This window comes from Nostoc sp. CALU 1950 (genome assembly GCF_051172895.1).
Taxonomy (GTDB): domain Bacteria; phylum Cyanobacteriota; class Cyanobacteriia; order Cyanobacteriales; family Nostocaceae; genus Nostoc; species Nostoc edaphicum_A.
Genome location: NZ_JBDNJQ010000092.1, coordinates 18,980 through 32,453 on the forward strand (window position 1 = coordinate 18,980; position 13,474 = coordinate 32,453).

Here is a 13,474-nt window from a genome sequence, read left to right on the forward strand (position 1 = left end):
ATTATGCTAAAACTTTACGGCGGCGCTCGTAGTCGAGCCTCAATTGTTCACTGGTATTTAGAGGAACTAGAAGTTCCTTACGAATTTGTCAAGCTAGATATGCAGGCGGGTGAACATCTCAAACCTGAATATTTGGCAATTAACCCAGTTGGTAAAGTTCCAGCAATTGTTGATGGGGATTTTCAGCTTTGGGAATCTGGTGCAATTTTGCTGTATCTTGCTGATAAGTACAGTAAAACTACACTTTCACCAGAGGAACGTGCTGTATTTTCCCAATGGGTGTTGTTTGCCAATGCTACTCTTGGTCCAGGGATTTTTGTGGAAGCAAATCGAGAGCGGGAAATGCCCCGCTTGTTGACTCCGTTAAATGAAATTTTCAGTAAGCAACCTTTTTTGCTGGGTAATGAATTCACTGTTGCTGATGTGGCAGTGGGGTCTATTCTGAATTACATTCCCGTTATGCTGAAGCTAGACCTCAGTTCTTACCCAGCGGTATTGAGCTATATGAAGCAGTTATCTGAGCGTCCGGCATTTCAAAAAAGTATTGGCGGAGGATCTTAAAATAATTCGTAATTCGTAATTCGTAATTCGTAATTCGTAATTTAATTCTTAACTACGAATTACGAATCTGTTAACGATAATTTGTAAATTGCAAAGCAACTGGATAATCTTCTTGTTTCAGGCGTTGCATAACAACTTGCAAGTCATCTTTAGATTTGGCAGAAACCCGCACAGCATCACCTTGAATTGAGGCTTGTACCTTTTTGAATTCGTCGCGAATCAATTTGGAGATTTGTTTGGCAATTTCCTGACTTATGCCTTTTTGGAGTTTGATTTCTTGACGCACACGATTACCACTGGCTGATTCAACTTTGCCAAAATCAAAGATTTTCTGGGAGAGGTTACGCTTGGCGGCTTTTTCCCGCAGAATGGTATGTACAGAATCTAAAGTAAACTCGCTGTCAGTACTAACGTTAATACTTTCTTCGACTAACTCGACAGTAGTTTGAGTGTCTTTGAGGTCATAACGACCTTTGATGTCTCTTACAACTTGATCGACAGCGTTAACCAACTCTTGTCGGTCAAAGTCGCTCACAATGTCAAAGGAAAAAGTAGAAGCCATAAAATATTTTGGATTTTAGATTTTGGATTTTGGATTTTAGATTGGGGAGTGAGTATTGGGCATAGAGAAGAGACAAGGAATAGGGGGAGTAAATTCTCCCTTGTCTCCATTGTCCCTCTCATCTCCCTAGTCCCCCAGTCCTCAGTCCCCAGTCCCCCTCAACTAGTAGCTTGGATGATGCTCAAGATAATGAGAGTGCTAGAGCTAAGTATGCCAATGCCAAACATCAGCGATCGCAAAAGGGGTATATTCAAAATATAAAAAATTGAGTATAGCAAACGGGCCACCACAAAGGCGATCGCAGCTACTTGTGCTGTAAAAGAATTTACACCAGTTACATACGCCATAAATGCCGCTGCGACAAATATCATAAACGCTTCAAAAGCGTTCTGATGTGCCCAAGTAGCTCGTTGGGCATAAGGTGGCAATTTATCAAACATAGCGCGAGGAGTAGAAAACATTTCATACCCAATACGCACACGGGCATAAGCTACCACCAAAAATGGCACATAAATTAGAGTGGCAGCAGCAGCGATCGAGTACAAAAAAATTATCATTACTTATTAGTTATTGGTTATTAGTCATAGTCATCAGTCATCAGTCATTAGTCAAATACCAAATGACAAAGGACAAATGACAAATGACTAATCAAAGTAGAACAGGGTCACTACTTTTCTTTGTTCTTCTGCATCTTGACAGGTTTGCAACAGGGTGCGGCTGTCATGAAACGCAAAACAGATCAGTTGTTGGCAACGAGAGACAATTTCCTTGTTGCACAGGTAACTAGCTTCAGCAAGGGACAGAGTATCATTACTGGGATTTTCCACCAGATGCATTACCTGTTCTAGTTGCTGGCGCGATTCCAAAGGCTGGCGTTCCAGACTTTGGGGGAGAATCACCGTTAGCAAATTCGGATCAGCCCGCGTTGCTCCCTTGATGGCAGCGGAATTTGTACCTGTAGCACCAGAAGTAATAATGCGATTACCCGATAAAACTAGGGCATAAGTCATCATTTCAATAAGATTCTGATGCGTAATCGGGACGTGACGAGAACCCAGCAAGGCGATTCTTTTAGAACCCGTTTGCTGGATTGTCGCTAGTTCTTGGGCTAATGTATCGAGGTTAATAAGGTCAGTTGATTGGCTCAAAGATGGACATAATCCGAATTAAACGACCCAGATATTTTACCAAACAGCGTGTAGATGCGAGAAAAACTTGAGCTAAACATTGCTACTAATTTTCGATTGTTTGCAGTAACTCCATTACTTGGTAACACCAGGCTAGCGAAGGTGTTTCATAAGTAATGCCACAAAACTTATTTAATAGAACCGGGAAGATATAAGGCGATTTTCGGGAATATGCCTGTCTTTGGATTAGCTGCTGCAACTAAGCACGTCCCAGCTATGGGGCGGAAGGAAACAGCAGGCCGTCGCCTGGGAGGTGACGGCGAACCATCTGCACCCTCACCAGTAATACAGCTTCCTAACTGATAACTGATCATAGATGCTCTTAATTCTCAAGGCTGAGGAATCTAAGACAATGCCGCTGCGGGAGTCAAACCCAGTTTAGATAACAGGCGATCAATGTCAAAATGCTCAGACATCAACTGGCGAACGCATTGAACCTTAATCGGCTCGTGGAGGCGGACTTGTCCGAAAGTGCGGTCAACAATTTCTACAGTAGTGAGGGTGTCTAAGTCAACAGATAAAATGGGGATTTCTAGTTCTTCAGCACGATTGAGAATGAACGGTGGCGGGGGTAGTTGCCCGGTGAGAATTAAGCATTGGGTAGAAGTTTCCAAAGCCGCTTGCTGAATTTCCACGCGATCGCCTCCTGTTACCACTGCCATATTCCGGCGTTTGCGGAAATATTTCACAGCGGAGTTGACATTCATCGCTCCAATTGCCAGACTTTCCACCAACAAATCTAGGCGATCGTTGCGACAGAGAACATCAGCCTTTAACTGCTTGACTAGTTCGCCAACACTGACGCTGCGGAGCAAAGCATTGTTCGGCAGCATTGCTAGCACCGGAATTCCTTGCTGTTCCAAAAATGGGCGCAAGAGAGTGTCAACTGTTTCTAGTTGGGTGACAGGGATATCATTAATTACAACTCCAATCAAGCGATCGCCCATACGCCCTTTAGCAGCCAATAACGCCTCAACCGAAAGCAACGATTTATAGCGGGCTACTAACAGCACACCAGCATCCAATACTTCAGCCATTTGCAGCAAAGATAAGTCAAACAAATTGCCCTCGGATAAATCACCGGGCCCCTCCAGTAACACCAAATCTCCTTGGGACTTATGTAAATATTGCTGTATTAGGGACTGCTGATAATCGGTTTTGTCTTCCCCCCGCAAGCGCTTTTGCACGTTTGGTTCATCCAAAGCCAACATTGTCGGTGCAATGCGGTTTTCCGGCAAATTGAGGCTAAGAGCGATGAACTGGACATCTTCCTCAACTACAGTTCCACTGGATGAATTAAAACATGTACCGAGGGGTTTACCGTAGGTAATATCCAGTCCTTTTTGCTGTAGCTGATGAGACAAACCCAGAACAGTTGCAGATTTACCGCTGTAAGTCTCGGTTGATCCAATCAGCAAATATTTAGGGGATTTTGGCACACATGCACTCCTAATTTCAAAAGTCAGAAGAACCCAGCTAGGTGTTTCCTAATTCTAGTTCCTTCTGGCAAAAGCCTCTCGCTCTCACAAATTAAGCTTTCCCAGAATTAGCTTCTGAATAAGCAGGGTTACGCGGACTTGCTCTCCCTCTGTTATCCGCTTTTTCGGTCAGAATTCATTCTGAGTGAAAACGAAAAGGATACAGAGCAACTAAATTTATTTATGGGGTGATTAATTTTAAATTTTGTTAGCGCAGCGTCAAGCCTGCGGCATAGCTTCTCTACGAGAGCCTGCACCGAATGGCGCTAAGAAAAGGGAAAATCGTTGAGGCAGCAGGGGTGCAGAGGAGCGGAGGAGCAGGGGAGAAAGAAGAAATTTTAGGCATTGCGTTCAGATATTTAGAAATTCCCCTCTGCCCCTCTGCCCCCCTGCTCTCCTGCCCCTCTGCAATCCCTACGCCGCTTACCTTTCAGCTTAACTTAGTGCCATTCGAGCCTGCACCAATGCTTAAAGCGAGTCCGCCTACCCTTGCTCTTAAACAAGCTAGCAAGAGTGTCTCATAGAGAGCATTATTTTGAATTCGGAGCTTTGAGCAATATATTTTTTAACTGCTTTTATCAGTAAATACTTCTAAGTGTAGATGACTTGATGAGAGGAAAAGGGATAATTCTGAAAGACTTGATTTCCTCTGACCAATTACTGACTAGGAGATTGTTTTATGAGAACCAGAAAACTAGGTAAACAGGGGTTAGAAGTTTCAGCTATCGGACTTGGTTGCATGGGAATGTCTGAATTCTATAGTGGCCGTGATGAAAATGAGGCGATCGCTACAATTCATCGAGCATTGGAGCTTGGAGTTAATTTTCTTGATACTGCTGATATGTATGGGCCGTTTACTAATGAGCAACTAGTAGGCAAAGCAATTAAAGATCGCCGTGATCAAGTAGTATTAGCAACCAAATTTGGCAATGTTCGCACTGAAGATGGTGGTTGGAAAGGGATTAGTGGCAAACCCGAATATGTCCATCAAGCTTGCGATGCCTCACTAAAACGTCTAGGAGTGGAAGTGATTGACCTCTATTATCAACATCGGGTAGATCAAACCGTACCCATTGAAGATACTGTAGGAGCAATGGCAGAATTAGTTAAGCTGGGAAAAGTTCGTTATTTAGGGCTTTCAGAAGCTGCTCCTGCTACGATTCGACGGGCTGTGGCAGTTCACCCCATTACGGCACTGCAAACCGAATACTCTCTTTGGAGTCGAGAGCCAGAGGATGAAATTTTACCTACTGTGCGAGAATTAGGAATTGGGTTTGTTCCCTATAGTCCATTAGGAAGAGGGTTTTTATCAGGTGCGATCGCTAGCCCTGATGATCTAGCACCTGATGACTATCGCAGAAATGCTCCTCGCTTTCAAGGTGAGAATTTCTCTAAGAACCTGCAATTAGTCGAGCAAGTGAAGGCAATTGCCACCGAAAAAGGAGTAACTGCGAGTCAGCTTGCACTAGCATGGCTATTCGCTCAAGGGGAAGATATTGTCCCAATTCCTGGTACAAAACGCCGTACCTACTTAGAGGAGAATGTTGCAGCTACCGAAATTACCCTGACGGAACAAGAGTTGAACCGACTGGAAGCAGTTGCACCAAAAGGTGTAGCAGCAGGTGAGCGCTACCCTGATATGAGTACTGTTAACCGTTGATTCATTAACGAAGTGTAACCAGATTTGTGCCGATTATTCTAAGTACTGCGAAAGCAGGTGAAAAGCATTTAAGACTTTCCTCAAAAACCCAACACCTGCATTGATTTTTCAAGTACTTCTTTAGGGCGAAATGGTTTAGTTAGATATAAGTCTGCACCCACTTCAATACCTTTTTGTTTATCAAATTCTTGTCCCTTAGCTGTCAATATCACAATGTAAACATCAGTCATTGCCAGGTCGTGTTTTACAATATGGCAGACTTGCAGACCATTCATTTTAGGCATCATCACATCAAGAAAAACTAGGTTTGGTTTTTCAGTTTTAATAGTTTCGAGAGCTTCTTCTCCATTTCTAGCAGTTAGAAGTTCAACACCCTCGTCTTCTAATGCTTCTAAAGCTTGTTCCATCAAAATCAAGATATTGGGTTCATCGTCAACAATCAAAATTTTCTGGGTCATAGGAGTTGGGGATTGGGGATTGGGTATTGGGTGAATGGCACTAAGTTAGCCTGAAAGGTAAGCGGCGTAAGGATTGCAGAGGGGCAGGGGAGCAGGGGGGCAGAGGGGAATTTCTAAATATCTGAACGCAATGCCTAAAATTTCTTCTTTCTCCCCTGCTCCTCCGCTCCTCTGCACCCCTTCTGCCTCAACGATTTTCCCTTTTCTTAGTGCCATTCGGTATTGGGTATTGGGTATTGGGTATTGGGTATTCGGTATTGGATTTTAGAAAAACTCTTCCCTAGTCCCCAGTCCCCAATCCCCAGTCCCGGCAATTACTGTTCAGACAACATAATAAAAAATACATTTTCCAACTCCTTCTCAAAGCGTAGGGTTTTCACCAAATCGGCTTCTTGAGAGAAGATAGAATCGATGATGATCATGTCAGGTTTGGCTGACAGGGCTTTATAAATGCATTCTTGCGGATTGGAGGCTTCAATCACGCTATATCCCTGAGTTTGCAGTACATCTGATAGGGTTTTTAAGGCTGATGCATTTTTATCTACAACCAATACCTTTTTACTAGAAGTGCCCTGATAAAGTAGTGAGCCAATTTCGCTGAGGAGTTTTTCTGTGTCAATGGGCTTGGTGAGATAGCGATCAATGCCAATGTGGTAGCCCCGTTCTTTGTTTTCAATAATTGACAAAATAATGATCGGAATGTCTGCGGTCTGAGGATCATTTTTGAGGACGGCTGCTACATCAAAGCCATTGATTTGCGGCATCATCACATCCAAAAGAATCAAATCGGGACGGGCTGTTTTTATTTGATGAATTGCATCCATGCCATCTTTTCCTTCCCGAACGTTGTAGCCTTCATTTTCTAATTGTTGACGGAGTAGTTCCCGAATGTTCGCGTCATCATCTACAACCAAAATTGTTTTACGGTTTTGGTTCAACACAGTGTTTTTGGTGATGACGTGTTCTTTGAGTTGTTTGACTAGGGTATCCAGATTTAGATTAGCAGTGGTTTTTTGATCGCTGGCGTAGGTGGGAATGATGAACGAGAATATGCTGCCGTGACCTGGTTCACTCTCAACCCAGATTTTACCGCCGTGATGATCGACAATTTGCTTACAAATGGGTAGTCCTAAACCTGTACCCTTGGGTTTGTCGGTGAGGGTGTCACCAACTTGGCGGAATTTCTCGAATACCTTAGGCTGGTCTTCAGGTGCAATCCCAATGCCTGTATCGATGACGCTAATGCAAACACCGTCGTTTCTTTGTTTGACGCGACAGGTGACGCAACCAGATTCGGTAAACTTAACGGCATTGGAAATCAGGTTGATTAAAACTTGCAGCAGACGGTTGCGATCGCCTACTATCTGAGGCAGTCCAGGTTCAATCTCGCTGACTAACTGCAAGCCATTGGTTTCAAATAACCCGGCGGTTGAATTGGTTGCCCAATCCAGTAATTCACTAGGATCAAGGGGCTGCATCTGCCATTCCACCTTCCCTGCTTCCATCTTGGCGATGTCCAGAACATCGTTAATCAAAGATGTGAGCCGTTCTGCTTCCGATACAATAATGTTGAGATTGTCAGCCACCCGCTTAATCGTTTTCTGAAGCTTCCGGTCTTCGGTAGAAAGCATTGGGAACACATCGCTTTCTAGCTTTTCTTGAATGATGGACGCAAAACCAAGAACAGAAGTTAGTGGCGTTCGCAGTTCATGGGAAACTGTTGAGATGAAGTCGGTTTTCATCTGGTCGATTTCCTTTTCTGCCGTCACATCCCGAATCAGCAGCGCCGAACCGAAGCAGGCTGCGGGTTCTTGATCTGCTGTTTTTTTGAAAATGGCGGTGGCCACTGCCTGACCAATGCGTTCCTTCGTCAGTACAACTTCGGCAGAGAAAACTTCTCCGGGATGGGACTGAGTTTGTGCAATCAGCTCTGCTAAACCAGATAGTGACAATTCTCGGTAGTGACCATTGAGGGCGCTAGCTGTCAATCCATACATAGCTAAAAGGGCAGGATTGAAGTGGGTAATTTGTCCTGCGGTGTCTGCCACTAACAAACCATCTGCTAAGTTATCTAAAATGGCATTTAATCCCTGCGCTTCAGCTAAGGTATTTTGCAGAGCAGCTGTCCGTTCTATAACTCTGGCTTCCAGTTCTTGATTCAGTTGCCTTAGAGCGATTTCTGCTTGTTTACGGGCAGTGATGTCGGTATTGATTTCCAGCACCGCGCAGGGCTGACGGTCAATGTCCCGTTGCAACGTCCATCGGCTTTGGACGGTAATCAGTTTGCCTTCATGGGTGAGATGTTCCACTTCTCCTTCCCAATTACCTTGCTCTAATAACTCTGCGACAATTTCTTCCTTTGGTTTGAGAAAGGTTTTTTTGATAAAAGTCTGAATGCATTTGTCTTTCACTTCCTCCCGTGTCCAACCGTAGAGCCTTTCAGCACCCTGATTCCAGTGGGAGATTTTGTCGCTCATGTCACGGACGATGATGGCATCACTGGAATGATTTAACATGTCCATTAAACGCTGATTTTCGGCTTCTGCCTGTTTGCGATCGTGAATATCGCTGCAAGCACCAATCCATTCCCGAATGCTGCCATCTTCTTCCAGGACGGGGGCACCACAAACAGAGAAGTAGCGGTATGTGCCATCCTTGCCACGCAATCGATATTCGGTTTGGTAGATACCTCGGTTTGCCACAGCAGCATTCCAAGCTTCAGTGGAAGTGGCACGGTCATGAGGGTGAATCGGATCGAGCCAGCCCCAACCCTCAACTTCAGCTTCGCTCTGCCCCGTATAGGCCATCCAGGTGAGCATTTCCCTGCTGATTCCCAATCCTTCCGGGGTAGCTCCCCAGATGATCTGTGAAGTAGCAGTTACTAAAGAGCGATAGCGTTCTTTAAGACGCTGATTTTCGGCTTCTGCCAGTTTGCGATCGTGAATATCAGTGCAAGTACCAATCCATTCTCGGACACTGCCATCTTTTTCTAAAATGGGGGTACCACAGACAAAAAAGTGGCGGTAGCTGCCGTCTTTGCCACGTAACTGATATTCAGTTTGAAAGAGACTCTGATTCGCCACAGCATTACTCCAGGCTTGGGCGGTTCGAGCGCGGTAATCAGGGTGAATCGGATCGAGCCAGCCCAAACCCTCGATTTCATCTGCACTCTGACCTGTGTACGCTAACCAGGTAGACATTTCACAGCTCACCGCCCGTCCTTCAGGGGTAGTCAACCAGACAATTTGTGAGCTGGCAGTCACCAAAGAACGAAACCGTTCTTCGCTCTGTTGCAAAGTTTTTTCTGCTAGCTTGCGATCGTGAATATCTGTGCAGGTGCCAATCCACTCGCGGATGCTGCCATCTGCTTCTAGGACAGGAGCGCCACAGACCCAGAAGTAGCGATAATTACCATCCTTGCCACGAATTCGGTATTCAATTTGGTAGAGACTGCCGTTGGTCACGGCTGCACCCCAGACTTGGGCTGTGCGATCGCGATCTTCGGGATGAACGGCATCAATCCAGCCCCCATTTTCGGCTTCTGCTAGACTTTGACCTGTATAGGCTATCCAGCTTGTCAGTTCAAAGCAAATTCCTTCTGGTGTACTTACCCAAACAATTTGTGCAGTAGCAACCAGAGAGCGGTATCGGGCTTCACTCTGTTTCAGGATTTGTTCAGTATGTTGGCGTTCCTGCTGAACGCGTCGAAGGTTGCTGATGTCCTCCACACTAGACCAGATCAGTTGCTCTCCATCTTTCTCAATCATCAATCCAGAGATTCTGACCGGAACCAGATGGCCATCTTTATGGATTAACTCTTTCTCATAAGGGCCATAGCGACCAGTTTGTTCTAGATTCTCTAGCGTAGCTTGGTCTGCGATCGCATAGTTTTCAGGAGTAATCTGGTGATAGTTGAGATTTAGGGTTTCTGAAACAGTACGTCCCAAAATGGCAGCATAGGCAAGGTTGATGTTAATTAGCGTCCCATCTGTTCGGCATAATACTAGCCCAACAGGACATTGTTCAAATAGCTGACTGTTGTATTCATCAAGTTGCTTAAACATGGTTGAGGTTTCTTTAGTGGCGTATTTGGGTAGGGTTAGAACAACAGAACCAAGACAACAAAGTGGCGTAAAGCTTTAACGAAATTGGGTGGTGTTGAAACATCTGGTAAATTTGATCGGGTGATGCACCTTCTATGCCTGGACTGTGCTGTGAGAGTCGCTGGATCAATTGAGTGTGGCGGATCAGCAAATCCGTCGGTTTGAGCATTGGAACTGTTGATGGAATGAAGCCGTCGATATCGGGAATATGAGATAATTCTGTGGTGTGAGTTGGCGAGGCAGAAGCGCAATTCTGTTCTTCAGTAGCTTCTGCAAATGCACAATTGACTGGAATCTGAATCCAGAATTCTGTCCCTTCACCTGGTTGAGAACGACATTTGAGCATTCCCCCATGTTTGTCTACAACAATTTGGTAGCTGATTGCCATGCCTAACCCGGTTCCCTTACCAATATCTTTCGTGGTGAAAAAGGGATCGTAAATACGGCGAATTACCTCCTCCTTCATTCCTGGGCCGTTGTCAGCAATGCGAATCACAACCCATTGTTGGTCAAGGACTTTGGTACGAATAGTGATTTGGGAATTGGGGATGGAGGATTGGGAACTACTCCTGACTCCCGAATTTTCTATATCTTCTTCCAAAGCATCAATGGCATTTGCCAGGATGTTCATAAATACCTGATTCAACTGTCCGGGGTAGCATTCAATTAGGGGAAGTTTTGCATAGTCTTTAACGATTTCAATTGCCGGACGATGAACATCTGCTTTCAGGCGATGGTGAAGAATCATTAAGGTTCCATCGATGCCATCGTGGATGTTAACGGCTTTCATTTCTGCTTCGTCATGGCGGGAGAAGTTTTTCAGGGATTGGACAATTTCAACAATGCGACTTGTACCCAGTTTCATTGAATCTAGCAGTTTGGGGAGATCCTGCATAATAAATTCTAGGTCTATGTTGTCTAACTCTGATTCCAGTTCTGGAGGAGCAACAGGTAGGAATTTCTGATACTTTTCCAACAGGTGCAACAAGTCTTGAGCATATTCGGCAACATACTTTAAATTGCCGTAAATAAAGTTAACCGGGTTGTTGATTTCGTGGGCAACTCCAGCAATGAGTTGCCCTAGACTGGACATTTTTTCGCTTTGGATCAACTTAGTTTGGGCCAATTGCAACTCATGGAGAGCTTGCTGAAGCTTCTGTGTTTGGGCTTTTGCCTGGAGTGCGGCTTGAGTGCTTTGCTCGTAAAGCACAGCTTTGTCAATAGCGATCGCTGTTTGAGAGGCAAAGATACTCACAAGTTTCAGGTGTTCAGCCTTGTATGAGTCAGTTTTGGGCGTTCCAATGGCGATCGCTCCCAGTACCCGCTCTTTGGCTCGTAACGGTACACAAATCATGGCACTAACGTTTTTTTGCCCCTCCAATCGCGCATCAGCTTGCACATCATTGACCAGTTCTGCTCGGTTGGATTGCACAATGTTGCCAATAATTCCCTTACCCGGTTCCGGCTGATTGTGGTCAAAGAACACACCAAATTCGGCAATGATTTCAAACGCAGTTGCATCTGGACTGAGGAGCAAAATCATTCCCGCAGATGATTCAATTAATTGACTCAATTCTTGCAGCACAAGTTGGCCAATCTGTCGCGTATCTAAACTTGTTGTCAGTTGAGTCGAGATATCGTCAAACAAATCAATTTCCTGATATCGCTCCAGCAATTCTTTAGCGAGTACTTTCTTCTCCGCTTCCTGCTTTGCCAGAAATGAGAGCAAATTTGCCAGTAAAGTTGCCTGTTCTTCCCCAACAACCCAACCAATAATTTCTCCTGAAACCTCAATTGGATAACGGTTTTCTACAGTTTTCTCTCCAATGCTAATCAGTTTCGTGCCGTCCACCAATTCAACATCAATGGCAATGTTGAACTGGTAGACTAAGTTATGAATAAGAGATGGCAACTCTTTTTTGTTGAGCAGCTTTCTGAGGCTAACTGCGGACATGAAACACCTCATCTAGAGCAGGTTGCAAATTTCTAGCAATCACTGTAGGTCTGTTAACAGAGCGTCTCCAAGAGTAATCTGCACTGTATTTCAACCTTCTACCTTCTGTCTCCTGCGGCTCGACTAAGCGATCGCTGAATGTCCTCTTGGCTTCTTCACCGTAGCTATCCTTACCTCTTCGGATAAGCAAGCTACGCCCAACACCTCTAGAAAAGAGAGGAATAGTCATAAAAATCTAGGAATATAATAATTTACTAATTAAGACTAGTCTTCCCAAAAATATTGGTGATGTAACAGCGAAGTTGAGCAGTAGCCAATACCTTGAAACTCCGTAATAGAGGCATCCTTCTCTTTGTGTAACTCGTTTACTTTTTGATGAGTTCTAAAAAATATAAAGAAAAACTTTATAATTAGAAAAAATTATAGGTTTAAGTTATATTTAAAATTTTTGAATATGTTAGGTAAGCACATTTATTCTCAAAAAGAAGCTGCGATCGCAGCTTCTTTTGCTAATTTTAAAAAATATTTTGGTACATGGTAGCTTCAGTTAGATCCGAGAGTAGCGAAAACGAAGTCTAAGCAGTCGAAGCCAGCGCAACCACATTTGTGCAGGTTGTTCAAAGAAAGTGAAAATATCACCGAAACCTAAATTAGTTTTGTGATGATGTAACCAGTGTCTCTCAGGAGTAGTAATAAATAGAATTTGGCATAAAATATTTACAGGCTTTGGAGTTTGCCAACCCAGTACACTTATGTGTCTCCACCATACATGAAACTGACCAAGTAGTAATCCAGAAATCACGCCAATGGGAGAGAAAGACCATAAGACTACTGCTATGAGTACATAAGGCAAAGCTCCCAAGATACCATCTAAAAGAACCTGGCGATTAAAAGTCAAAATAGCGTAGTGACGGAAATCCTTCTTCCAGGAGTGGTGCGTTTTTAAATGAAGGCTACCAAAAACGTGCTCGGGTACGTGGTAAAAGAATGTAGATAGAAAATCGCCAATAAACAGTAATAACCAAGCAACAGCGATAGCCTCAAGCATTTGTACTCCTCAAGAATAGTTAAGAAAACTCCACAGAAAACATGCAAATGTCATGCTGTCAGCGTAGACACTTAGTTTTTCGCTATGCCAGCAGCATCTGTGCGTTTCATGTGTCTACGCTTCAGTTAATTTGGCTCAGAGTATATGTAATTGGGTTAGTTGCAGTTTCATGAATCTCCAATCCTTAATGCAGTAAACAGCAACTCCTAAGAACCTCCAATTTGACTACTAGCTCTGGGTTAATGGTAAAATACATCTAAAACCCGATTGGAATACAGTATTTTACCATAGTTACTACACAATCTTCTTACTAAGACATACAGCGTAAGCAAAGGTTGAGTTAAAGTTAGTACAAATTTAGGTTAAGGCTTTCTTCAACATTGTTAATTATAAGTTGATTGTAATTAAGCAAAAGTGTTGAATGTTAAGAAAAATCCGATAAAAACAGCCCAAAATATGTTAA

Annotated in this window: 13 protein-coding genes; 3 read left to right on the forward strand and 10 right to left on the reverse strand. The window is 43.9% G+C overall.

Annotated features, from left to right (window positions below):
- Positions 1–3 precede the first annotated feature (3 nt).
- Positions 4–561, forward strand: a complete 558-nt coding sequence (locus ABF638_RS22930) for a glutathione S-transferase family protein (RefSeq protein ID WP_435025271.1) — start codon at positions 4–6, stop codon at positions 559–561.
- A 70-nt stretch (positions 562–631) separates the two neighbouring features.
- On the opposite strand, the gene ABF638_RS22935 is transcribed toward ABF638_RS22930, so the two are convergent.
- From ABF638_RS22935 to ABF638_RS22955, 5 genes are all read right to left on the reverse strand, one after another.
- The gene (locus tag ABF638_RS22935) at positions 632–1,123 is read right to left on the reverse strand and encodes a YajQ family cyclic di-GMP-binding protein (protein WP_069072865.1); all 492 of its coding nucleotides are present in this window, start codon (positions 1,121–1,123) and stop codon (positions 632–634) included.
- Between the two features lie 158 nt (positions 1,124–1,281).
- The gene (locus ABF638_RS22940) at positions 1,282–1,680 is read right to left on the reverse strand and encodes an MAPEG family protein (RefSeq protein ID WP_435025272.1); all 399 of its coding nucleotides are present in this window, start codon (positions 1,678–1,680) and stop codon (positions 1,282–1,284) included.
- 87 nt (positions 1,681–1,767) lie between these two features.
- Positions 1,768–2,271: a DNA recombination-mediator protein A gene (locus ABF638_RS22945; protein WP_190894310.1), complete on the reverse strand. Its 504-nt coding sequence runs from the start codon at positions 2,269–2,271 to the stop codon at positions 1,768–1,770.
- A 167-nt stretch (positions 2,272–2,438) separates the two neighbouring features.
- Positions 2,439–2,624, reverse strand: a complete 186-nt coding sequence (locus tag ABF638_RS22950; RefSeq protein ID WP_435025273.1) for a hypothetical protein — start codon at positions 2,622–2,624, stop codon at positions 2,439–2,441.
- Positions 2,625–2,654: 30 nt separating this feature from the next.
- The gene (locus tag ABF638_RS22955; protein ID WP_435025274.1) at positions 2,655–3,749 is read right to left on the reverse strand and encodes a phosphotransacetylase family protein; all 1,095 of its coding nucleotides are present in this window, start codon (positions 3,747–3,749) and stop codon (positions 2,655–2,657) included.
- A 299-nt stretch (positions 3,750–4,048) separates the two neighbouring features.
- Between ABF638_RS22955 and ABF638_RS22960 the strand changes: the two genes are divergently transcribed.
- Entirely contained in the window at positions 4,049–4,312 is a 264-nt protein-coding gene (locus ABF638_RS22960; protein ID WP_435025275.1) for a hypothetical protein, read from the forward strand.
- A gap of 155 nt (positions 4,313–4,467) precedes the next feature.
- Positions 4,468–5,448, forward strand: coding sequence for an aldo/keto reductase (locus ABF638_RS22965; RefSeq protein WP_435025277.1), 981 nt, complete (start codon positions 4,468–4,470; stop codon positions 5,446–5,448).
- 80 nt (positions 5,449–5,528) lie between these two features.
- Here the strand turns inward: ABF638_RS22965 and ABF638_RS22970 are convergent, their stop codons facing one another.
- The 5 genes from ABF638_RS22970 to ABF638_RS22990 form a co-directional block, all read right to left on the reverse strand.
- A complete protein-coding gene (locus tag ABF638_RS22970) occupies positions 5,529–5,906 on the reverse strand; it encodes a response regulator transcription factor (protein WP_181928199.1) in 378 nt (125 codons plus the stop codon).
- Positions 5,907–6,220: 314 nt separating this feature from the next.
- Positions 6,221–9,970 carry a PAS domain S-box protein gene (locus tag ABF638_RS22975; RefSeq protein ID WP_435025279.1) on the reverse strand — a complete coding sequence of 1,250 codons (3,750 nt, stop codon included), beginning with the start codon at positions 9,968–9,970 and terminating at the stop codon, positions 6,221–6,223.
- 13 nt (positions 9,971–9,983) lie between these two features.
- The gene (locus ABF638_RS22980; protein ID WP_435025280.1) at positions 9,984–11,963 is read right to left on the reverse strand and encodes a sensor histidine kinase; all 1,980 of its coding nucleotides are present in this window, start codon (positions 11,961–11,963) and stop codon (positions 9,984–9,986) included.
- The gene (locus ABF638_RS22985; RefSeq protein ID WP_435025281.1) at positions 11,950–12,192 is read right to left on the reverse strand and encodes a hypothetical protein; all 243 of its coding nucleotides are present in this window, start codon (positions 12,190–12,192) and stop codon (positions 11,950–11,952) included. Before ABF638_RS22985 ends, ABF638_RS22980 begins: the two co-directional genes overlap by 14 nt.
- 318 nt (positions 12,193–12,510) lie before the next feature.
- Entirely contained in the window at positions 12,511–13,011 is a 501-nt protein-coding gene (locus tag ABF638_RS22990; protein WP_435025282.1) for a fatty acid hydroxylase, read from the reverse strand.
- Positions 13,012–13,474 lie beyond the last annotated feature (463 nt).